Here is a 21,477-nt window from a genome sequence, read left to right as displayed (position 1 = left end):
AGTACTCCATTCGTGGATTCCGCGACCCCATAAAACATTCAGGTCGCTTTGACACAAGGGAGTTACTCATGACCGACGAAACATCGTCCGATTCCGAGACGTTCGCCAGGCTCGACGGCGGCCGCATCACCCGCTACCGCACCCGTGACGGGACCGGCGTCTGCCGGCCCGGCGAGCCGCAGTGGCCGCATTTCATGACCGGGCAGGACGACGCCCCCGTGCGCGTGCTGCTGGTGGACGGCGACGAGGGCATGCGCCGCGTCATCGCGCAGGAGCTGCTGTCGGACATGCGTATCCGGCTCCAGGGCCAGGCCGGCAGCGCGCGCGATGCGCGGCGCCTGCTCGCGTCGGAAGAGTTCGACGTGTTGATGCTCGACCTGCGCCTGGTCGACGGCTCGGGCTTCGAACTGATCCGCGATGCGCGCAAGCAGCAGAGCCACTGCGAGATCATCGTGGTCTCCGCGCTCGAGGACGACGCCCACGTGCTGCGTGCCTTCGAGGCCGGCGCCACGGGCTACCTGCTGAAGAACGCGTGGCAGCAGAGCTTCGCGCAGGCCGTGTTGCAGGTGGTCAATGGCGGCGCGGCCATCACGCCCAGGCTGTCGCGGCGGCTGCTGGCGCGCATGGGGCGGCATTCGGTGGACGGGCCCGCCCCCGAACCCCATCCCCTGGACATCGTGCTCACGACGAGGGAGCGCGAAGTGCTTCATTGCGTGGCGCGGGGGCAGGCATCGCGGGTGGTGAGCCTGGCGCTCGGCATCTCGATGCAGACCGTCAATGCCCACATGAAGAACATCTACAAGAAGCTCAACGTGCATTCGCGCGCACAGGCCGTGAGCCGCGCGACCCTGACGGGGCTGCTGTGAGCCGGGCGCAGGCGCGAACGCCTGGCCGGCGGCTCAGGCGCTCATGCGCTTCCCGACCCGCACCACCGCCTTCGCGGGCAGCGCCTGCCAGTCGATCCAGTCGCCCTCCCCCGCATGGTGGGTGGCACTGGCAGCGCCCTGCGGCGCGCCCCACTGCAGCGTGAACTCACGCTCCCCGAGCCGCAGTTCGATCTCGAAGGCTGGCCAGTGCGCGGGCACGCGCGGCGCGAGCGACAGCGCGTGGCCCTTCACCGTGAGGCCCAGCAGCGTTTCGACCGCCGCGCGGTGCAGCCACGCGGCCGAGCCGGTGTACCAGCTCCAGCCGCCGCGTCCCACGTAGGGCGCGGCGCCGTAGATGTCGCCGGCCATCACGTAGGGCTCGAGCTCGTAGGCCGGACCGCGCCGCGGATCGCTGGCGCGATGGGCCGGGCTCAGGCCTTCGAAGCTCGCCCAGGCCGCCTCGCGGTCGCCCGTCAGCGCCTGCGCCATCAGTCCCCACACGGCGCCATGCGCATACTGCCCGCCGTTCTCGCGCACGCCCGGCGGGTAGGCCTGGATATAGCCCGGGTTGTTGGCCGACTGCACGAAGGGCGGCGCCAGCAGGCGCAGCAGCCCGGCCGTGTCGTCGTGCAGATGCGTTTTCGCGGCGGCCATCGCGGCGTGGGTGTGGCCTTCGTCCGACGCGCCCGACAGCACCGACCAGGCCTGCGCGATCAGGTCGATGCGGCACTCGTCGTTGGCCGCCGAGCCCAGCGGCGCGCCGTTGTCGAAAAAGGCGCGGCGGAACCAGGCGCCGTCCCAGCCGGCATCGTGCAGCGCGGCGATCCAGCCCTCGCGCGCACGCAGCCAGCGCGCGCTGCGTTCGGTCTCGCCGCGCGCCTGCGCAATCGGCGCATAGCGCTCGACCACGCTGCAGAGGAACCAGGCGAGCCAGACCGATTCGCCGCGGCCTTCGTGGCCGACCCGGTTCATGCCGTCGTTCCAGTCGCCCGTGCCCATCAGCGGCAGGCCATGCGTGCCGGTCGCGAGGCTGCGGTCGATGGCCAGCGCGCCGTGCTCGTAGAGGCTGGCAACGCGGCCGGCATGCTGCGGCGTGTAGTAGGCGTCCTCGGCGCCGGCCGGGATCGCCGCGCCCTCGATGAAGCCCACGCTCTCGTCGAACAGCGTGGCGTCGCCCGTCACCTGCGCATAGTGCGCGGCCGCGAACGGCAGCCACAGCAGGTCGTCGGAGAAATGCGTGCGCACGCCGGCGCCGCCCGGCATGTGCCACCAGTGCTGCACGTCGCCCTCGGGGAACTGCCGCGCCGCGTTGACCAGGATCTGCGCGCGCAGCCGCTTGGGATCGGTGAGCGCGAAGGCCATCGCGTCCTGCAGCTGGTCGCGGAAACCGAAGGCGCCGCCGGCCTGGTAGAAGCCGGCCTTCGACCACAGCCGGCAGGCCAGGGTCTGGTAGACCAGCCAGCGATTGACCATCGCATCGAACAGCGGATCGGGCGTGCGCACCTGCAGCCGGCCCAGCAGCTCGTCCCAGAAGCCGCCGACCTGCGTGAGCGCGGCCGGCACGTCGCGTTCGCGCCAGCGCCGCGCGAGCGCGATGGCGGCCTCGGCGCTGTCGGCATGGCCCAGCACGAAGGTGAAGCTCGCGCTCTCGCCCGCGGCCAGCCTGAATTCGCCGTCGACGGCCGCGCAGGCATCGAGCCCGCTGCCGCCGCGGCGCCCGAGGCTGTCGGGCACCTCGACGATGCCGCGGCCGCGGAAGAACTCGTTGCGGTCGCAGGTCCACTGGGTGGCGCCCGGCAGGCCCGCGAGCATCAGGAAGGCGGTGCCGCCGCCGAAGCCGCCGCTCGATTCACGCTGTTCGCCGAACACGGCCGGCAGGTCGTCCTGCTTCCAGGTCCGCACGCTGCGGCGCTCGCCGCGCGCCGCGCCCAGCTGCCACTCGGCCATCGCGAGCGCGCGCAGCCGGCGCGTGCCGCTGCCTTCGTTGCGCAGGCGCACGTGCACCAGCTTCACGGCATCGTCGCGGTCAGCCAGGAAGGTGGTGCTCAATGACAACCCGCCCAGCCGGCATTCGAAGACGGTATAGCCCTGGCCATGGCGAACGCGATGCAGCAGGTCGTCGGGCGCACCGTCGCCACCGCCGCCACCACCTCGTCCGGCCGGCGTGAGCGGCAGTAGCTCGCGCGTCGACAGGTCCTGCAGCAGGTAGTGCTCGAAGGCCGGGTCCTGCACCGGGTCGTTCGACCATGGCGTGAGCTGGTGCATGCGGCTGTTGCCGGCCCAGGTGAAGCCGTTGCCCCACTCGGAGACCTGGAAGCCGAAGCCCGCGTTGGCGATCACGTTGATCCATGGCCGCGGCGTGCGGCGTGCCAGGCCCACCTCGAAGCGGAACTCGCCGCTCGCGGCATCGAACTCGCCCGCGACGGTTTCGGCCGGCAGGCTCGACGCGACGCCTGCCGCCAGCGGCACGGCCGGCGGCAGCACGGCCTCGGGTGCCCACGGCCCCATGCCGCGCGCTTCGCGCAAGGCGGCCACCTGCACGTCGAGCGCACGCCCGTCGGCGGTGAACACCACGCGCGCCATGCTCGACAGCGCCGCGCGCTCGGCGGCCGACACTTCCTGCTCGTGCAGCAGGTAGAAGCCGGCCGTGTCGTTGCGCGGAAAGCTGTTGCGGGTCTGCTGCAGCACGCGCTGGCGCAAGGTCTCGATCTCGCGCTGCAGCGACAGCAGGTAGGAGGCCGGCTCGCCGTTGATCACCACCAGGTCGCAGGCCACGCCGCCGAAGCCCCACCACGGCTGCGCGCGCAGCAGCGCGTTGACCAAGCCCATGCCGCTCACCGAATGGATCAGCACCAGCACGATCGGCTTGTCGCCCGAGATGCCGAAGCGCCAGATCTGCCGCAGGTCGAACAGGCCGCGCTCGCCCATCGGGCGCGGCGTGGTGTAGGTGAGGATGGTGGTGAGGTCCTGCAGCGCCACGTTCTGCGCGGGCGTGATCGTCAGGTCGCGCAGCCGCACCTGCGCCAGCGTGGCGGCCATGCGCTTCGTGCGTTCCACGTGCATCGGCTCCAGGTAGCGGTCGATGGTGGGCATCAGCGCCTCGATGCTGTCGTCGGCCGCGGTGGCGAAGCCCAGCCGCGCGGTGGCGCCCGGCGCGATCGACAGTCGCACGCGCAGGCAGGCGATGGGGTCGAGGCCGTTGATGGGCGCGCCGGTGGCATCGAGCGGCTGCATGTCGATCGCCGGCGCCGCCAGCGTGCGGTTGCGGCCGACGAAGGCGCGGCGGTCGGTCATGCAGTCGATGGCGATCACGTGGGCATCGACCGAGGCCACGAAATGCACGGCCGCCACCGCCGGATCGCCCTGCAGCCGCGGCCGGCGCGACATCAGCAGCGCGCGCAAGTCCGGGCGCCAGCGCGATTCGACGAACAGGTTGGCGAAGGCCGGATGGGCCTCGTCGGCCTTGGGGTTCGAGAGCACCGGCTCGAAGTACGAGAACAGCTCGAGCGTGCGCGTGCGGTCGCTGATGTTCTGCAGCGTGATGCTGCGCAGCTCGGTGTCGTCCTCGGGGCTGATCAGCACCGTGGTGCGCACCTGCAGGCCCGGCCCGCTGGCATCGAACTGCACCTGGTCGGCGAGGAAGCGGGTGCGGTAGTCCCAGTCGATGCCGGGCGCGGGCAGCGCGGTCAGCGAGACGGGCGTGTCGTTCGCGTCGTCGCGCAGGTAGAAGAAGGTGCCGTAGCCGTCGCGCAGCGGGTCGTCGCGCCAGCGCGTCACGTTGAACGAGCGCCAGCGGCTCACGCCGGCGCCGCTGGCGCGTAGCGCCACCGTGTAGCGGCCGTTCGACAGCAGGTGCGTGGGCTGCGGGCCCGGCGCCAGCGGATCGACCAGCCGCGGCTGGAACATCGGCGGCAGCTCGCCGCGGCTCGGTTCGGGCGGCGAGCGCGGATCGGCGCTGCCGATGATCTGGCGCGGCGTGCGCTCGTGCAGCAGCGAGAGATGCGCCTCCACCACGGCCGCGCTGCCGAACCAGCGGCGCGGCGCGTCGTCGCGCAGCACGTTGCACAGTGCCACCAGGGTCATGCCCTGGTGGTGCGCCATGAAGTTGCGCACCACCGTGAAGGCCTGGCCCTCGTGCTGGCGCGAGGCGGTGAAGTCGACCGCGTCGTGGAAGCCGTAGGCACCGCGTGCGCCCAGCGATTCGAGCAGCCGCAGGTTGTCGGTCGCCTCGGCCGGCGCGAGCACCGCGGCCAGCGCGCTCGCGTAGGGCGCCACCACGCGGTCGGTGGGCGGCGTGCGGCGCAGCGCGAGGCGCGGCACGCCGAAAGGCGCGTACTGGTAGGCCAGCGAATGGTCGCGGCCGTGATAGGCCGACTCCGACACGCCCCAGGGCAGGTCCTGCGCGCGCGCGAAGGCCCGGTGCTCGGCGATGGCGGCGGCATTGGCCACCTGCAGCAGGCCGTCGTCGGGCTCGGGCATCACCAGCGAGGGCATCAGGTACTCGAACATCGAGCCCGACCACGACTTGAGGCCGGGCCGGAAGCCCACCAGCAGGAAGGGCCGGCCCAGCGCCATCCAGTGGCGCCGCGGCACGTCGGCCTTGGCGATCGCGAGGAAGCTCAGCAGCCGCGACTCCGAGGCCATCAGGTCGTAGTAGCTGGCGTCGAGCACGTCGTCGTCCACGCGCAGCCCGATGTGGAACAGGTGCCGCTTCGGGTCGTAGAGGCCGCGGAAGTCCATGCCGTCGCTGAGCGCCTCGCAGCGCCGCGCGAGCGCCTCGAGGGCCTCGCCGTTCGGTGCCCCGGCCGTGCCGCCACCAGCCGCGTCCTGCGCCGCGAAGGCACGGCAGGCCTGCGCCACCGCGATCAGGTGGCCGGCCAGGTTGCCGCTGTCCACGCTCGAGACGTAGGCCGGCGCCAGCCGCTCGAGCGTCTGCGTGTCGTACCAGTTGCACAGGTGGCCCTGGTGCTTGTGCAGCCGGTCGACGCTGCCGAGCGTGGCCGTCAGCCGCGCCACCAGCTCGGTGCTGCCGATCCAGCCGAACTCGCGCGCGCAGGCGGCCGCCAGCAGGTACATGCCGATGTTGGTCGGCGAGGTGCGGTGCGCCAGGGCCGGCTCGGGATCGGTCTGCAGGTTGTCGGGCGGCAGGTGGTTGTCCTGCGCGCCGACCACGTGCTCGAAGAAGCGCCAGGTGTCGCGCGCCAGCGCCTCGAGGTAGTCGCGCTGGCCGGTGTCGAGCGCATCGGGACGCCCGGTCTCGACCCGGCTGCCCCACCAGGCCGCGACCGGCGCCAGTGCCCACAGCACGAACAGCAGCGGGGCCAGCACCGGCCAGTCGCTGTAGTGCGCGGCCACGGCCAGCAGCAGGCAGGCCCCCGCGACCGCGCCGCCACCGCGCAGGAACGCGGCCAGGCGCTGGCTCGACTGGGCCTGCGACTGCGCGGCGGTGGTCCATTGCAGCAGGCGCCGCCGGCTCACCAGCAGCCGCCAGAGCGCGCGCGCCATCGCGTCGAGCAGCATCCGCGCCTGCGCGGCGAGCTGCACGAACTGCCAGGCCGCGCCGGCCAGGGCGCGCAGCAGCTCGACCGCGCCGACGTCGAAGAAATGGCGCAGCTCGATCGCGCGCCGCGTCGGCACCAGCCCGGCCAGCGCGCCGAGCACCGGGCCGATGGTCAGCCCCGCGGCCACGGCCAGCAAGGTCCAGCCCAGCGGCAGCGCATGCGTGAACACCACCAGCACCAGCAGCGCGAACGAGGCCGGCACCACCATCGAACGGCGCAGGTTGTCGCCCATCTTCCAGAGCCCCACGCCGTCGATGCCGTAGTGGCGGGCGCGCCGCATCAGCGGCAGCAGCTGCCAGTCGCCGCGCACCCAGCGGTGCACGCGCGAGGCGAACACGCCCGCGTGGTGCGGGAAGTCCTCCACCAGCACCAGGTCGTTCACCACCGCGCAGCGCGCCATCGAGCCTTCGAGCAGGTCGTGGCTCAGCACCGCGTCGTCGGGCAGCCGGCGGTCGAGCACCGCATGCACGGCACGCACGTTGAGCAGGCCCTTGCCGGTGAACGAGCCGCTGCCGAAGACGTCCTGGTACACGTCGGAGGCACTGTTGCTGTAGGGGTCGAGCCCGCAGGCGCCCGCGAAGATCCAGCGGAACAGCGAGCGCTCCTCGCGCGGCCCGAAGGGCGTGACGATGCGCGGCTGCAGGATGCCGTAGCCACTGACCACGCGGCGGCGCGCGGCATCGACGCGCGGCGCGTTGAGCGGATGCGCGGCGACCGCGACCAGCTCGCGCAGCGCGCCGGGCGGCAGCACGGTGTCGCTGTCGAGCGTGAGCACGTAGGGCGTGCGGCCGGTCGCGAAGCTGCCGGGCGCCAGCGGCAGGAAGCCGTCGGCCTCGCCCTGCGCCAGCAGGCGCAGCAGCATCTCGAGCTTGCCGCGCTTGCGCTCCCAGCCGATCCAGCGCTGCTCGGTGTCGCTCCAGCTGCGCGGGCGGTGCAGCAGCACGAAGCGCGGCAGCGCGCCCTCGGCCGCGGGATGGCGCGCGTTGAGCGCCGCGATGCGCGCGAGCGCGTCCTCGAGCAGCGGCGCGTCCCCGGGCAGCGTCGCCAGCGGCGCATCGACCCAGTCGGTCAGCAGCGCGAACTGGGCGTGCGCCTCGCGGTTGGCGAGCCAGTGCAGCTCGAGGCGGTGCGCGAGCTGCGCGTTGCCCTCGGCCGAGACCAGCATGGCCGGCACCGCGACCAGCACCCGGTGGCGCGCGGGAATGCCGGCCGCGAAATCGAGCCGCGGCAACGCCTGCACGCGCACCGATTCCGCGACGATGCGCTGGACCAGCGCGGTCACCGCTTCCGACAGCGGCCAGGCGAGCAGCACGAGCGCCAGCACCGACAGCCAGTCGCCGCGGTGCGGCAGCCCGCGCGCGGCGGCCAGCAACAGCAGGCCGGTGACCAGCACGACCGCGAAGGCGTACAGCGGCAGCCGCCACGAGCGCGCACCGTGCCGCGCGGCGCGGCGCGCGCGATAGCCCGCGCCGTCGGCGCGCGGGCGCAGCAGCGCATCGAGCGCGGGCAGGCCCTGGCCGAACAGGTAGTAGCCGGCGGTCTCGTCCGCCGGGTCGACATCGGGCTCGCGCGTATCGATGCCGTCGTGCGCGGCCGCCATGGCCAGCTGCACCACGGCCTGCGCCACGTCGCGCTCGGAGCGCCGGCTCTGGCGCGCCACCTGCTCCATCGCATGCGTGATCTGCTGGCGCGTGGGCTCGCTCTCGGCCGCGAAGCTCGGCAGCTCGCGCAGCACGCGCAGCGAGCGGCTCACCGGTTCGATCAGGTCGTTCCACTCCACCTGCCCGACCATGCGCAGCGTGGTGATGATGTTGCCGACCGTCAGGTTGGCGGCCACCTGCGCGTCCTGCGCATCGCGGATCAGCGCCGCGCCGTTCGGGCAGTGCAGCTCGGTCCAGCGCACCAGCGCGGGCATGTTCTCGCCATGCTCGCCCGGCAGGCGCTGCCACAGCTGCGTGAGGTAGCTGTGCTGCAGGCCGTGGCTGTGCAGCGCGCGGAACAGCACGTCGAGGTCGGCCGCGTCGAGCCGCGCGGCCGCGTCCCAGGCCGCGTGCGCGATCTCGCCCGCCACCTTGTTCTCGGCGATGCTCTCGGCCACGCGGCGCAGGTTCTCGAGCAGCACCACGCGCAAGGTGGTGGGCAGGGCCCAGAGTTCGCCCAGCGTGAGTTCGTCGACGTCCTGGTAGGCATCGAGAAAGGCGGTGAACAGCGCCTGGTTGAGCACGCTGTCGGTGTGGGCCACGTAGGCCCAGGCGATGCCGTAGACGCGCGGCAGGCCGGCCAGCGGCGCGCGCGCGAGCTTGGGCAAGCGCGCGTAATAGCTGCGCGGCACGCCGTCCTGGATCTGCTGCAGCTGCGCCTCGACCAAGTGGAAGTTGTCGAGCAGCCATTCCGCGGCCGGCGACACGTAGCGCCCGCTCTGCGAGATCAGCGCGATGTAGTCGAAGGCGCTGCGCAGCGACTCGAGGTTCTCGTGCACGCGCGGGAAGAACGGCGCGCGCTCGCGCGCGTGGCGCGCGCGGTCGTCGTCCGCCACCACCGCCTGCGCGCGCGCGAGGCTGCGCCCGTGCTGTTCGAAACGCTGGGCACCGAACAGCTCCGCGCGGATCGGTGGCGCTACCGGATCGTGCGGGTTGAGCAGCAGGTTGCGCGCATAGGCGCTCAGTCCGTCGAGCCTGTGGACGATGGCCGCGGCGCTCAAGCCGCGAGGAACAGGCCGATGGCCAGCACCACGGCGGCGCATGCCAGGGTCACGATGCGGCCGGCCGCGAGCGCGTGCAGCTGCTGCAGGCGGCCGCGCAGCGACGACCAGCGGCCGTGCGCGCGCGCGCAATGGCGCATGTGGGAGGCGAGGGAATCGACGTCGCTGCCGATGAGGTCGGCGTGCGAAGGGATGGACGAGAGGGGGGCTGACATGGCTACGGCTCCTTGTGACGGATCAAGAGCTGCCGCGCGATCGCGAGAACTGTGTGAACGTCTGCCGACCGTACTCTCTTTCCGGCGCCCGCGCTCGCTTATTCGGCCTGCGCGCGAGAAAGGCCTGTTCGCCTACAAGGCCTCGCGCGCTGCGACTGCATGGCGCGCGGCGCGCACCGAAAGTCGCACGCCTTCCGTCAAACAGGCGTAGCGTGGGCCGGCTGCCTGGCAGCGGACACCCGAACCGGGCGCACCGCTCGACGCCAAGGCTTGCAACGAAAGCGCTCCCATGAATAAGCCCCTCCCCGCCCTTCCCGCCGCCGCGGGCCCGCCGGTCATCGTGCCCGCGACCGCCGAGATGGGATCGCTGCGCGCCGCCCTGATCCTCGCCGGCGTGCTCTACGCCGCCGTGCTGCTCGCGCTCTGGGCGATCGATGCGTATTTCCACGCAGCGCCCCCGTAGCGCCGGCGCGCCGTGACGCCTCTTCGCCTTCCCACCCCCTCCAGGTCGCGCTCGTTCGCGCCAGAAAGTCCATCGATGTCCGATACCCCCTTCTTCCACGACGCCTCGAGCGCGGTCCGCTTCTTCGTCACTGTGGACGGCCAATCGGTGAGCGCCAGCGTCGGCAAGGCGGCCCTGCACTACCACTTCCGCACCGCCGACAACGCCGATCCCCTCGAGACCTATGCATCGCATGCCGAGGAGATCGATGCCGCCGTGCGACGCCGGCTGGCCCAGGGCTCGACACCGCCCGTGATGCTGCGGGAACACGACCTGCGCGTTACCGGGTAGTGGCTGCGATCGCCTTCCGCACGACCGCGCACCCACTGGCGTTGCGCCCGGCATCCCTGGCCCTGCCCGTCTCCTGCGTCGCGATGCGTCGAACACCTACGGCACCAGGGTGGGCCCACTCCACAGACTCGCGGCCTGCATCGGCAGTGGTCGAACAACTTTCAGGAGGCCTTATGGCAGACGATTCCAACATGCTTCGCGACGCGGCGAAGGCCGCCGGAGAGCGGCCATGAGCCGGCTGCGCCGCATCGCGGTGTTCGTCGAGGAAGTGGAGCCCGGTCATTTCCACTGGGTGCTGCACGAGCAGGGCGACGACGCCTCCGAGTGGGTGGAGCTGTCGGCCAGCCCCATGGCCTACGACCTGTGGCTCGACGCCTTCGAGGACGGATGCGCCGAACTCAAGCGCATGGTCCGCGACGAGAACATCGGGCCGCGCACTCCCGGCGAGGACGAGGATGCACCGCCCGTCGGCCCGTTGGCCGACACGGACTGAGCTTCAAGCGACAGCGGCGGCGCCCGAGGGCCCGCCCGCCGCTTCGGCCAGGCGCTGCGCCACCGCATGGAGCAGCGCGGTGGCGAAGCCGCCTTCCGCGCGCGCATCGGTGCGCGCGCTGGTCACGACGCGCGGCAGCGCGCTCCATGCGATCGAGCATCCGGCATCCGCCAGCGCCCGCACCAGCGCGACGTCCTCGCTGCAGGCCAGATGCCGGAAGCCGCCGGCCCGGCGGTAGGCCGCGGCCGAGACGCCCAGGTTGGCGCCATGCACGTGGCGATGGCCCTCGCGATCGGTGTAGGTCGCGCCGAAATGCGCTGCGAGCAGACCGGCGTTGCCGCCATGGGGCGACCAGTCGGCCACCGAGACCGTGCCGCACACCACCTCGGTCTGCAGCGCCAGTTGCGCGGCCAGCCAATCCTCGGACACCAGCGTGTCGGCATCGGTGAACGCGAGCCAGCGTGCGCCGCGCGCCAGCAGGGCCTCGGCACCGACGGCGCGCGCCATGCCCACGTTGCGCGCACGGATCGTCACCGTCAGCGCATCGCAGCAGGCGGCCACCACGCCGGTCGCGTCGGTGCAGGCGTCGAGCACCACGATGGTCTCGACCTTTTCGCCCGCCAGCGCGGGATGCAGCGACGCCCGGCGCGTCGCCGCGAGGCAGGCGCGGATCGTCGCCTCCTCGTCGTGGGCGGGGACGACGATGCCGATCATGCCGCGCCTCGCGCGGCGACGGCGTGGTGGATCGGTGTGGCGGGCGACCGCGCGTTCTTTGGTGGCTGGGTCATGGCGGTGTTCCCGTGCGGGGTGAATGTGGACGCTGCAAGCTAGCCCGTCCGTTCACCGCCCCTTGTAGGACACGCCGCTTCGCTGGCGTCATTGCACCGGCGGCCGGCAGCGCCCGGCGCGTCGCTCAATTCGTCTGCGACAACTGATCGAGGATCGCCGGGTTCTCCAGCGTCGAGGTGTCCTGCGTGATCGCCTCGCCCTTGGCGATGCTGCGCAGCAACCGCCGCATGATCTTGCCGCTGCGCGTCTTCGGCAGGTTGTCGCCGAAGCGGATGTCCTTGGGCTTGGCGATCGGCCCGATCTCCTTGGCCACCCAGTTGCGCAACTCGGTGGCGATCTGTTTCGCCTCCTCGCCGGTCGGCCGCGCGCGCTTGAGCACGACGAAGGCGCAGATCGCCTCGCCCGTCAGGTCGTCCGGGCGCCCCACCACCGCGGCCTCGGCCACGAGGTCGGTCTTGGACACCAGCGCCGACTCGATCTCCATCGTGCCCAGCCGGTGGCCCGAGACATTGAGCACGTCGTCGATGCGGCCCGTGATGCGGAAGTAGCCGCGGTCGGCACTGCGTACCGCGCCGTCGCCGGCCAGATAGATCGTGCCGCCCATCTCCTCGGGGAAGTAGCTCTTCTTGAAGCGCTCGGGGTCGTTCCAGATGGTGCGGATCATCGAGGGCCAGGGCCGCTTGATCACCAGCATGCCGCCCGCGCCGTTGGGCAGGTCCTTGCCGGTCTCGTCGACGATCGCCGCCATGATCCCCGGCAGCGGCAGGGTGCACGAGCCCGGCACCAGCGGCGTGGCGCCCGGCAGCGGCGTGATCAGGTGGCCGCCGGTCTCGGTCTGCCAGAAGGTGTCGACGATCGGGCAGCGCTCGCCGCCGATATTGCGGTGGTACCACATCCAGGCCTCGGGATTGATCGGCTCGCCGACCGAGCCGAGGATGCGCAGGCTCGTGAGGTCCCAGTTCTTCGGATGCACCTTCTCGTCGCCCTCGGCCGCCTTGATCAGCGAGCGGATCGCGGTGGGCGCGGTGTAGAACACGCTGACCTCGTGCTTCTCGATCATCTGCCAGAAGCGACCCGCGTGCGGGAAGGTGGGAACGCCCTCGAACACCACCTGCGTGGCGCCGGCCGCGAGCGGGCCGTAGGCGACGTAGGTGTGGCCGGTGATCCAGCCAATGTCGGCGGTGCACCAGAACACGTCATCGGGACGGATGTCGAAGGTCCAGTCCATCGTCATCTTGGCCCACAGCAGGTAGCCGCCGGTGGCGTGCTGCACGCCCTTGGGCTTGCCGGTGGAGCCCGAGGTGTAGAGGATGAACAGCGGATGCTCGGCATTCACCGGCTCGGGCGCGCACTCGGTGCTCTGGCCGGCCAGCGCCTCGGCGAAGGTCTTGTCGCGGCCCTCGACGCGGTGCCAGGCCGAGGGCGTGCGCTCGAACACGAACACGGTCTTGATCGACTCGCAGCCGCCGAGCGCGATGCCGTCGTCGACGATGGCCTTGAGCGGCAGCTCCTTGCCGCCGCGCAGCTGGAAGTTGGCGGTGATGACCGCGACCGCGCCGGCGTCGATGATGCGTTCCTGCAGCGCCTTGGCCGAGAAGCCGCCGAACACCACGCTGTGGGTGGCGCCGATGCGCGCGCAGGCCTGCATCGCGATCACGCCCTCGACCGTCATCGGCATGTAGACGATGACGCGGTCGCCCTTCTTGATGCCCTGCGCCTTGAGCGCATTGGCGAACTGGCTCACGCGCGTGAGCAGCTCCTTGTAGGTGACCTGGGTGACGGTGCCGTCGTCGGCTTCGAAGACGATGGCGGTCTTGTTCTCGACCGGCGTGCCGATGTGACGGTCGAGGCAGTTGGCGCTGGCATTGAGTTCGCCGTCGCCGAACCATTGGTAGAACGGCGCGTTCGATTCGTCGAGGATCTTGCTGAAGGGCTTCGTCCACTGCAGGTGGGTCGTGGCCTGGCGGCTCCAGAAGCCTTCGAAGTCCTGTTCCGCTTCCTTGCACAGGGCGTCGTAAGCGGCCATGCCGGAAATGCGGGCGCCTTCGGTGGCGCGGGCATCGGGCGGGAACACGCGGTTCTCGACCAGGACGGATTCGATGTTCTTCGAGGGATGGCTCATGGTGTCGGGTTCGAGGGATGGAGGTATCGGTGCGGCCTTCAGTGGCCGATCGGCAGCATCGGCAGGACCACATGCCAACCGGCCAGCCCGAGGGCACCGGCGACGGCGATGCACAGCATGGCCGTGCAAAGCTTCGTGGTGAGGCGGCGTTCGCGCGTGCGCAGCACGAAGGACATGCTGAAGGCGATGCTCGTGAGCGAGGCCAGCACCGCGCCCGTGCCCGCGGTGGTGGCCGACAGGCTGCCCTGCGACGCGAGCGCGGCGGCCGCGGCCACGGCGCTCGCGCTCGACATCAGGCCGCCGACCACGCTCACGAAGTAGAAGCCCGCATCGCCGAACTGCCGCTGCGTGAGGCCGCCGACGATGTGCAGTACCAGGAACACCACGCCGTACTTGAGCGCCAGCGGCAACGAGAACGGCAGGTCGAGCTTGATCTCGGGCACGTCGGGCACGGGGCCGCGCGTGGCGCGCCGGTAGCTCCACAGTACCAGCACCGCGCTCGCGAGCATCATCAGCGCGAAGGCGCCCGAGGCGCCCAGCAGCGCGAGCGGCGCCAGGATCAGCAGCAGCCCGGCATTGCGCACCACCATCGCAGTGGTCGCCAGCAGGATGCCGCGGTAGGCCGTGCCCACGTAGGCGCCGCGCGTGGCGACCACGCGCGAGGCCATCTCGATCACCGTGAAGTTGCTGTTCACCAGTCCGCCGAGAAAGCCCGAGAGCTCGGTGCCGCGCGTACCGTAGAGCTTCCAGAGGATGTAGTTCACGAAGCCGATGCCCGCGATCAGGATCACCGTGACCCAGGCGGCGCGCGGCTCCACCAGGTGCCACGGTCCCACGGCCCCGGCCGGCAGCGCCGGATAGATCACGATCGCGAGGATCGCCAGCAGCAGCGCCGAGCGCATCTCGCTTTCGGTCAGCCCGGCCGAGAAGCCGGCCAGCCGCTCCTTCCACGCCAGCAGCGCGGTGGCCAGCACCATCACGGCCGCGGGCGAGATGGTGTGGCCCTGGCCGCAGAGCACGCCGGCCAGACAGGTCACGAGCATGGCGGCCGAGGTCGTGAGCTCGGCGCCCTGCCCGGCGCGCAGCGTCTGCACGTTGAGCAGCACCGCGAGCACGCCGACCAGCGCCAGGCACAGCAGCGCCACCGGCATGCCGAGCAGGCCGCCGAGCGCGCCCAGCAGGCAGATGAAGCCGAAGGTGCGCAGCCCCGCCTCCTTGCCGCGGCGCTCGCGCTCCAGCCCGATCAGCAGGCCGAGCGCCAGGCTCAGCGCCAGCCGCACCAGGATCTCCAGGTAGGGCCACTCGGCCCCGGTGGTCATGGGGATGGTCTTGTCTGGCATGGGGTCAGACCGCCCGGGGGCCCGGCACGCAGTCGTCGACCGCGAAGCGCGCCAGCGTCGAGATGCCGCTGTCGGGCTGCGCCACGTCGTCGAGCACGCGCAGCGAAGTGAGCCAGCGCCCGGGCGTCACGTCGGCCACCGCATAGCCGCGCCTGTCGGAACGCGCGAGCAGGATGTGCGGGTTGTTGTCGGCGATCTCCTGCGCGCGGCTCTGCGCCGTGCCGCTGGCCGAGGCGATCGAGGTGCCGCAGAACTCGCTCGCGATGACCGGCGACTGCGGCCGCGAGAAGTCGGCCAGCACGCGGCTCACGTAGTTCTGGTGGATGTCGCCGCCGAGGAAGACGGTGTTGCGCGCGCCCGCGCCCTGCACCGCGTCGAGCACGCGCTGGCGGCTCGCGGGATAGCCGTCCCAGGTGCTGGGGTGGTAGCTCTCGGCCGGCAGCGGCTTGTAGTTGCGCTGCGCGAAGATGGTCTGCTGCGCCACCACGCTCCAGCGCTCGCCCAGCGCGGCGTCCTGCGCCAGGCCCTGCTCGAGCCAGCGCTCCTGGTAGCTGCCGAGGATCGAGCGCGCGGGGTCCCGCAGCTCGGGGCAGCCGGTGGGCGTCACCGAGCTCGGCGATTCCTCGCCGGGCACGCGGCAGGGCTGGCGGTCGCGGTACTGGCGCGTGTCGAGCATGTGGAAGCGCAGCAGCCGCCCCCAGGCATGCCGCTCGTGGATGCGCAGGCCGTCGAGCGTGCCGAGCCCGCCGACGCCCTGCGTGAGCACCGAGGCGCGCAGCGGCATGTTCTCGTAGAAGGCCTGGTAGCCGGCGCCGCGCCGCGCGAGGAAGTCGCCCGCCGCGCCGGTGCCTTCGAGGCCTGCGTAGTCGTTCTGCACCTCGTGGTCGTCCCAGGTCACGAGCCACGGGCAGGCGCGGTGCGCGGCCTGCAGCTGAACGTCGGTCTTGTAGAGCGCGTAGCGGTCGCGGAAGTCCGCGAGCGTCTTCGCGGCCGGCAGCGTGTGCGTGCGCACCAGCTGGTAGCTCGGTGGCTTCTTCGGCATCGCGTACTCGTAGACGTAGTCGCCGAGGAACACCACCAGGTCGAGGTTCTCGTCGAGCATGTGGCGGTAGCCCGCGTAGTGGCCCTGCTCCCAGCGCTGGCACGAGACGAAGGCGAAGCGCGTGCGCCCGGGCATGGCGTGCGGGGCCGGCGCGGTGCGCGTGCGCGCCGTCTGCGTGACCGCGTCGCCGTGCATGAAGCGGTAGAAGTACCAGCGGTCCGGCCGCAGGCCCGACACCTCCACGTGCACCGCGTGCCCGAGCTCGGCCAGCGCGTTCGCCTGGCCCGCGCGCACGATGCGGCGGAAGGCCTCGTCCTCGGCCACCTCCCAGCGCACCGTCAGCGCGGCGGGCAGCGGCAGGCGCGGCGTGTCGAAGGGCACGGTGCCGGGCACCGGGCCGTCGAGCAGCCGCGTCCACAGCACGAAGCCGTCGGGGGTCGGCGACCCGCTGGCGACGCCGAGCGGGAACAGGTCGCGCTGGGCCAGCGTGCTCGACCAGCTCCAGCGCGGCAGGGAGGTGGCGGCCGCGGCGGCCGAGGCCAGGCGGATGAGATCGCGACGGTGCATGCTTGTCTCCAATCGTGGATTGTGGGGGTGGTTCAGCCGGACGGGCGCGCTCAGAACGCGTGGCGGATGCCGAAGTTCTGGCCGCTGGCCGCGTGGTCGGCGAGGCCCGCGACATCGCCGCCGACGGTCAGCGCGGCGCCGCGCCGGTTGCGCACATGGGCAACGGTCGCATAGAGCGCGGTGCGCTTCGACAGGTGGTGCACGTAGCCGAGCGCGATCTTGCTGGCGCGCGAGCGGTCGCCCGGGTAGCGGAAGGCTACCTGTCCGTAGCTCGCGCGGATCTCGCCGGGGCCGACCGGCACCGTCACGCCGACGGTCGCGCCTTCGAAGCGCTTGTGACCGAGCGGCATCTCCACCCGGTCTTGCGCGTAGAGCGCCTCGACCGATGCCACGCCGAAGTCGTAGGCGACGCCGAGGCTGGCCGAGCGGATGTCGTGCGGGCGCGTGGTCGGCGCCTTCGGCCCGCCCATGGTCCGGCTGTAGGCCGCGCCCACGCGGAACGCACCCTGCCGGTAGCCGAGGCGCCCGCCGAGGTAGCGCTCCGCGTCGCCGCCGTCGACCGCCTCGGGCAGGCCGTACTGGAACTGGCCCGAGAAGCCGGCCAGGTCACGCGGCAGGAAGTAGCCGACCGAATTGCTCACGCGCACATGCGAGCTCTGCCCCGCGTTGGCGCTGCCGTAGAGGACGGCGCGGCCGCGGTAGACGATGCTCTCGCCGACGCCATTGGTGACCCAGGGCCCGGAGAAGTCCGACTGGATCAGGTAGGTCGGCGTGTAGTCGCGGCCCAGCCGCAGCTCGCCCCAGGGACCGGCCAGGCTCACGGTCGAGCGCCGCGCGAGGTCGAAAGACGTGGGGTTGTCGACGGCGAGCGAGCCCTCGAGCCAGAAGCCCGCGCTCAGGCCGCCGCCCAGGTCTTCCTGGCCGCGAAAGCCCAGGCGGCTGCTCGCGAGCCCGTCGGAGGCCAGCGCGGTCTGGCTGCCCTTGCCGTGCACGCGGTAGTGGGCGACGCCGGTGTCGATCAGCCCGAACAGGGTGACGGTCGACTGCGCGTGGCAGGCGCCGATGGCGAGCATGGCGCCGCCGGCGATGACGGGGGTGAATCTTCTTTGTCTCTTCATCTTTTTCTTCGAGTGGTAGGGGTGACCCGGGGATGGCGACGCGCAGGCGGGCCCCTCACGCGCATGCGTGACGAATCCATCCGGCGTCGGGGGAGCGAAAGACGCGGCGCGTCTACTGCAATGCGCGTCCCTGCATGCCGTCCGCCGCGACGCCGAGGTGGCGCAGCACGGTCGGCGCGATGTCGATCAGCGACGCGGGTTGGCGTCGCTCGCCGGGACGAAACCCTCCCCCTCTCAGGTAGAGAAAGGGATGCTGTTCGTGCTCGCCCAGTCCGCCGTGCTGTGCGCAGCCGACGGGCGATGAATCGCTGAACGGGCTCAGCAGCGAGACGCTGCGGCCCGGCACGCCATGGGGATTGGCGCTCGCGTCATGGCGCAGCGCGAGCGTCAGGCCGAGCGGGCCTTCGGTCGGCAAGCCGATCTCCGCCAGGGCCTGGCCGGCGAACACGCGTCCCGTGAAGTCCTGGTCCTCCAGCCATCGAGTGAGCGCCGGGATCGCATCGCGCGCTTCGTCGGCGAAGTACAGCAGCGCGGCATTGCCATTGGGCGCCACCACCACCTCCTGCGATTCGCGCGACTGCTTCCAGCCGGCCTCGACCAGCAGCGCGTCGAGGTCGATCCTGCGCTCCACCGTCTCCATGCCGTGGTCGGAACAGGCGACCAGCAGGATCTCGTCGCCGGCCGGATCGAGCGCCTCCACGGTGCGCCGCACCTGGTCCACGCAGGCATCGGCGTGGGCGATCATCGCCAGGTGCTCGCTCGAGCCGAGCGGCACGCCGTGCGCCGTGTGGTCGGGCTCCGAGAGCCACAGCACGGCCAGCGCGGGCGCGCGTTCGCGCAGCACCTCGCGGCAGAAGCGATCGGTCATCGCCCGGTCGCCCGCGGCGCCCACCTCGATGGCCAGGCCGTCCGTCAATGCGGCGCCGCCCGGTCCGCGCGACCCGGCGCGGTGGTAGACATGGCCGAAGCCGTCGGGGTCCTGCAGGTAGGCCGCGCCCGGCGACACGTTCGACATGACGATCGCGCCGCCCTGCTGCGCCAGCCGCTCGGCCCAGGTCGGGCGCCGCAAGGTGCGGCCCGTGGCGCGGCGCAGGCGCTCGAGGAAGTCGGGCTTGCCCACCGACAGCCGCACCAGCGCGCCCTGCTCGCGCAGCACCATGGTGTTGCCCAGCAGGCCGTGGGCGGCCGGCAGGCAGCCGGTGGCCATCGAGGCCGAGCTGGTGCGCGTGGTCGAGGGAAAGACGCCGCGCGCCGAAACGAAGTCGGCGCCCTGCGCGCGCAGCGCCGTGAGCGCGGGGGCCGCGTCGGGCGTGACCAGGTCCGCGCACAGGCTGTCGCAGACCACCACGACGGCGCGCCGCCGGCTGCTCATTTCGAAGCGCCCCGGGGCGCCGGGAGCGTGGACTTGTCGAGGTAGTCGTGGAAGTGGACCGTGACCTGGTCCGCCGCGAGGAACACCACCGCATAGGCCGGCGGCTCGTGGCTCTTGGGCACCGGCGAGATGGTGTGCAGGTCGAACGGCACCTGGTGGTTGAGGCCGCGCAGGGTCGAGAACGGGATGCCGCGCCAGCTGCCGCAGACCGGCCGGTGCACATGACCGAAGAACAGGTGGCGCAGGTTGCGCCGGCCCGCCAGCAGCCGGGCGAAGGGCTCGGGGTTCGCGAGGCCGATGCGGTCGAGGCACGGAATGCCGATGTCGAACGGCGGGTGGTGCATGAACAGGTAGACCGGCCGCTCGCCGAGCCGGTCGAGCTCGGCCGCGAGCCAGGCCAGCCGCTGCTCGCAATAGAGACCGCCGTTGCGGCCCTCGTCGAGCGTGTCGAGCAGCAGGAAGCTCGCGTCGGCCAGGTCGAAGCGGCCCTGCACGAAGCCGTTGCCGTCGCTCGGCCCGCCCGGGCATTGCGCCGCCAGCAGCGCGCGGATGTCGTGGTTGCCCACCAGCGGGAAGCACGGCATGGGCAGCCGCGCGAGCTGGGTGCGCAGCGCCGCGTAGGCCGCGCTCTCGCCGCGGTGCGCGAGGTCGCCCGTGATCACGCAGCAGGCCGCGTCGCGGTGGTGCTCGAGGATGTCGTCGATGCAGGCGGCGAGCCGCGCGTACGGGTCCAGGCCGTGCAGGATCTCGCCGGGCGCGACGAGGTGGGGATCGGTGATGTGGATGAACTTGGTCATGCGGCAAGGGTTTCGGGTGAGGCGGTCACGGAATGCAGGGCGGTGGCCTGCAGCAGCAGGCGCGTGTAGTCGTCGGCCGGGGCATCGAAGACCTGGCGCGTGGCGCCGGCCTCGCGGACCTCGCCATGGCGCAGCACCACGACGCGGTCGGCCATGCGCCGGACCACGCCGAGGTCGTGGCTGATGAACAGGTAGGCCGTGCCGGTCTTGCGCTGCAGCTCGAGCAGCAGCTCCAGCACCTGGGCCTGCACCGACACGTCGAGCGCCGAGGTGATCTCGTCGCAGACGATCAGGTCGGGTTCGGCCGCGAAGGCGCGCGCGATGGCAATGCGCTGCTGCTGCCCGCCCGAGAGCTGGCGCGGGTAGCACTCGAGCAGCGCCGGATCGAGGTGCATGGCCCGCATCAGCGCCCGCGCGCGTTCGCGCAGCGCCGGGCCGCGCAGCCCGGTGAACAGGGTCAGCGGCCGCTCGAGGATGGCGGCGATGCGCTGGCGCGGATTGAGCGAGGACAGCGGATCCTGGAACACGATCTGCACCCGCCGGCGCAGCGTCGGCGAGCGGTCGGTGGCCTTCGCGGCCAGCGGCTGGCCGTCGAAGTGCAGCGAGCCGCTGGTGGGAGCCATCAGCCCCGCGACCAGCGAGGCCGCGGTGGACTTGCCGCTGCCCGACTCGCCGACCAGGCCGAGCGTCTCGCCGCGCCCGATCGCGAAGGACAGGCCGGCCAGCGCGGGCCGCGCCGTGGCCGGCGGGGGCTGGAACCAGGCGCGGCGGCGCGCCGGGTACGAGAACGCGAGGTCCTTCGCCACCAGCAGCGCGCCCTGCGCCGGCTGCTGCTCGCGCGCCGGCGGCTCGGCATCGACGCGCGGAATGGCCGCGATCAGCTGCCGCGTGTAGACATGCGCGGGCGCGCCGAAGATGCGCGCGGCCGGCCCCTGCTCGACGATGCGGCCCTGGTGCATCACGATCACCTGGTCGCACATGCGCGAGATCACGCCGAGGTCGTGGCTCACGTAGATCAGCGAGGTGCCGAAGCGCTCGCGCAGGGTGCGCACCAGCTCGAGCACCTGGACCTCGGTGGTCTTGTCGAGCGCGGTGGTCGGCTCGTCGAGCACCAGCACGCCGGGGTCGCCGGCCAGCGCCGCGGCGATCACCACGCGCTGGCGCTGGCCGCCCGAGAGCTCGTGCGGATAGCGCGCGCAGATGCCCTTCGGATCGGGCAGGTTGGTGGCCTCGAACAGCTCGAGCGTGCGCGCCCGTGCCTCGGCGGCGCCGCAGCCGCGCAGGTGGCGCACGGCCTCGTCGACCTGGTCGCCGATGCGCATGTGCGGCGTCAGCGAGCTCAGCGGGTTCTGCGGCACGAAGGCGATGTGCCGGCCGCGCAGCCGGCGCCGCGCCGGCTCGTCCAGGCGCAGGATGTCCTCGCCCGCGATGCGCACCGCGCCCGCGGTGATCACGCCGCCGGGCCGGCAATGGCCCAGCAGGGCGCGCGCCACGGTCGACTTGCCCGAGCCGCTCTCGCCGACGATGCCCAGGCTGCTGCCGGCCTCGACCGTGAACTCGACGCCGCGCACCGCGCCGACGATCTCTCCGTCGGCGCGCCGGTAGCCGATGCCCAGGCCCTGGACCTCGAGCCGTCCGCCGATGCGGCGCGCCGCCTGCTGGCGCCGTGCCAGCGCGTTGGATTCGGGATGCTTCATCGTT

General features: G+C 72.1%; 14 protein-coding genes. 4 read left to right on the top strand and 10 right to left on the bottom strand.

The window, feature by feature from the left end; all coding sequences use genetic code 11:
• The first annotated feature begins 194 nt into the window (after positions 1 to 194).
• Complete coding sequence (locus AC07RM_RS00615) at positions 195 to 866, top strand: LuxR C-terminal-related transcriptional regulator (protein ID WP_495333394.1); 672 nt, start codon at positions 195 to 197, stop codon at positions 864 to 866.
• A 33-nt stretch (positions 867 to 899) separates the two neighbouring features.
• Here the strand turns inward: AC07RM_RS00615 and AC07RM_RS00610 are convergent, their stop codons facing one another.
• On the bottom strand, positions 900 to 9,128 hold the full coding sequence (locus tag AC07RM_RS00610; RefSeq protein ID WP_495332192.1) for a glycoside hydrolase family 94 protein: 8,229 nt from the start codon (positions 9,126 to 9,128) through the stop codon (positions 900 to 902).
• Positions 9,125 to 9,343, bottom strand: a complete 219-nt coding sequence (locus tag AC07RM_RS00605) for a hypothetical protein (RefSeq protein ID WP_398493072.1) — start codon at positions 9,341 to 9,343, stop codon at positions 9,125 to 9,127. Before AC07RM_RS00605 ends, AC07RM_RS00610 begins: the two co-directional genes overlap by 4 nt.
• A 289-nt stretch (positions 9,344 to 9,632) precedes the next feature.
• On the opposite strand from AC07RM_RS00605, the gene AC07RM_RS00600 reads away from it, so the two are divergent.
• The 3 genes from AC07RM_RS00600 (at position 9,633) to AC07RM_RS00590 (ending at position 10,629) form a co-directional block, all read left to right on the top strand.
• Positions 9,633 to 9,806: a hypothetical protein gene (locus AC07RM_RS00600; RefSeq protein WP_495332190.1), complete on the top strand. Its 174-nt coding sequence runs from the start codon at positions 9,633 to 9,635 to the stop codon at positions 9,804 to 9,806.
• A gap of 75 nt (positions 9,807 to 9,881) precedes the next feature.
• Entirely contained in the window at positions 9,882 to 10,136 is a 255-nt protein-coding gene (locus AC07RM_RS00595; protein ID WP_296799659.1) for a DUF1488 family protein, read from the top strand.
• Positions 10,137 to 10,365: 229 nt separating this feature from the next.
• The gene (locus AC07RM_RS00590) at positions 10,366 to 10,629 is read left to right on the top strand and encodes a hypothetical protein (RefSeq protein WP_490878715.1); all 264 of its coding nucleotides are present in this window, start codon (positions 10,366 to 10,368) and stop codon (positions 10,627 to 10,629) included.
• Positions 10,630 to 10,632: 3 nt separating this feature from the next.
• On the opposite strand, the gene AC07RM_RS00585 is transcribed toward AC07RM_RS00590, so the two are convergent.
• From AC07RM_RS00585 to AC07RM_RS00550, 8 genes are all read right to left on the bottom strand, one after another.
• On the bottom strand, positions 10,633 to 11,343 hold the full coding sequence (locus AC07RM_RS00585; RefSeq protein ID WP_495332187.1) for a glycosyltransferase family 2 protein: 711 nt from the start codon (positions 11,341 to 11,343) through the stop codon (positions 10,633 to 10,635).
• 199 nt (positions 11,344 to 11,542) lie between these two features.
• Positions 11,543 to 13,540, bottom strand: coding sequence for an acetate--CoA ligase (acs, locus tag AC07RM_RS00580; protein ID WP_495332185.1), 1,998 nt, complete (start codon positions 13,538 to 13,540; stop codon positions 11,543 to 11,545).
• A gap of 38 nt (positions 13,541 to 13,578) precedes the next feature.
• Positions 13,579 to 14,880 (bottom strand): MgtC/SapB family protein, encoded by a 1,302-nt coding sequence (locus AC07RM_RS00575; protein WP_490878582.1) that lies wholly within the window; start codon positions 14,878 to 14,880, stop codon positions 13,579 to 13,581.
• Between the two features lie 4 nt (positions 14,881 to 14,884).
• Positions 14,885 to 16,489: an alkaline phosphatase D family protein gene (locus tag AC07RM_RS00570; protein ID WP_495332183.1), complete on the bottom strand. Its 1,605-nt coding sequence runs from the start codon at positions 16,487 to 16,489 to the stop codon at positions 14,885 to 14,887.
• Positions 16,490 to 16,539: 50 nt separating this feature from the next.
• Positions 16,540 to 17,607, bottom strand: coding sequence for a porin (locus tag AC07RM_RS00565; protein ID WP_495332181.1), 1,068 nt, complete (start codon positions 17,605 to 17,607; stop codon positions 16,540 to 16,542).
• A gap of 112 nt (positions 17,608 to 17,719) precedes the next feature.
• Positions 17,720 to 18,979, bottom strand: a complete 1,260-nt coding sequence (locus AC07RM_RS00560; RefSeq protein ID WP_495332179.1) for an alkaline phosphatase family protein — start codon at positions 18,977 to 18,979, stop codon at positions 17,720 to 17,722.
• The gene (locus AC07RM_RS00555; RefSeq protein WP_495332177.1) at positions 18,976 to 19,776 is read right to left on the bottom strand and encodes a phosphodiesterase; all 801 of its coding nucleotides are present in this window, start codon (positions 19,774 to 19,776) and stop codon (positions 18,976 to 18,978) included. The genes AC07RM_RS00560 and AC07RM_RS00555 overlap by 4 nt, the downstream gene beginning before the upstream one ends.
• Positions 19,773 to 21,473, bottom strand: coding sequence for a dipeptide ABC transporter ATP-binding protein (locus AC07RM_RS00550; RefSeq protein WP_495332175.1), 1,701 nt, complete (start codon positions 21,471 to 21,473; stop codon positions 19,773 to 19,775). The genes AC07RM_RS00555 and AC07RM_RS00550 overlap by 4 nt, the downstream gene beginning before the upstream one ends.
• Between the last annotated feature and the right edge of the window lie 4 nt (positions 21,474 to 21,477).

The organism is Variovorax sp. GW821-FHT09B05, from assembly GCF_059418265.1.
Note: the sequence above shows the minus strand (reverse complement) of the source record. Positions and strands in the feature narration are given on the sequence as shown.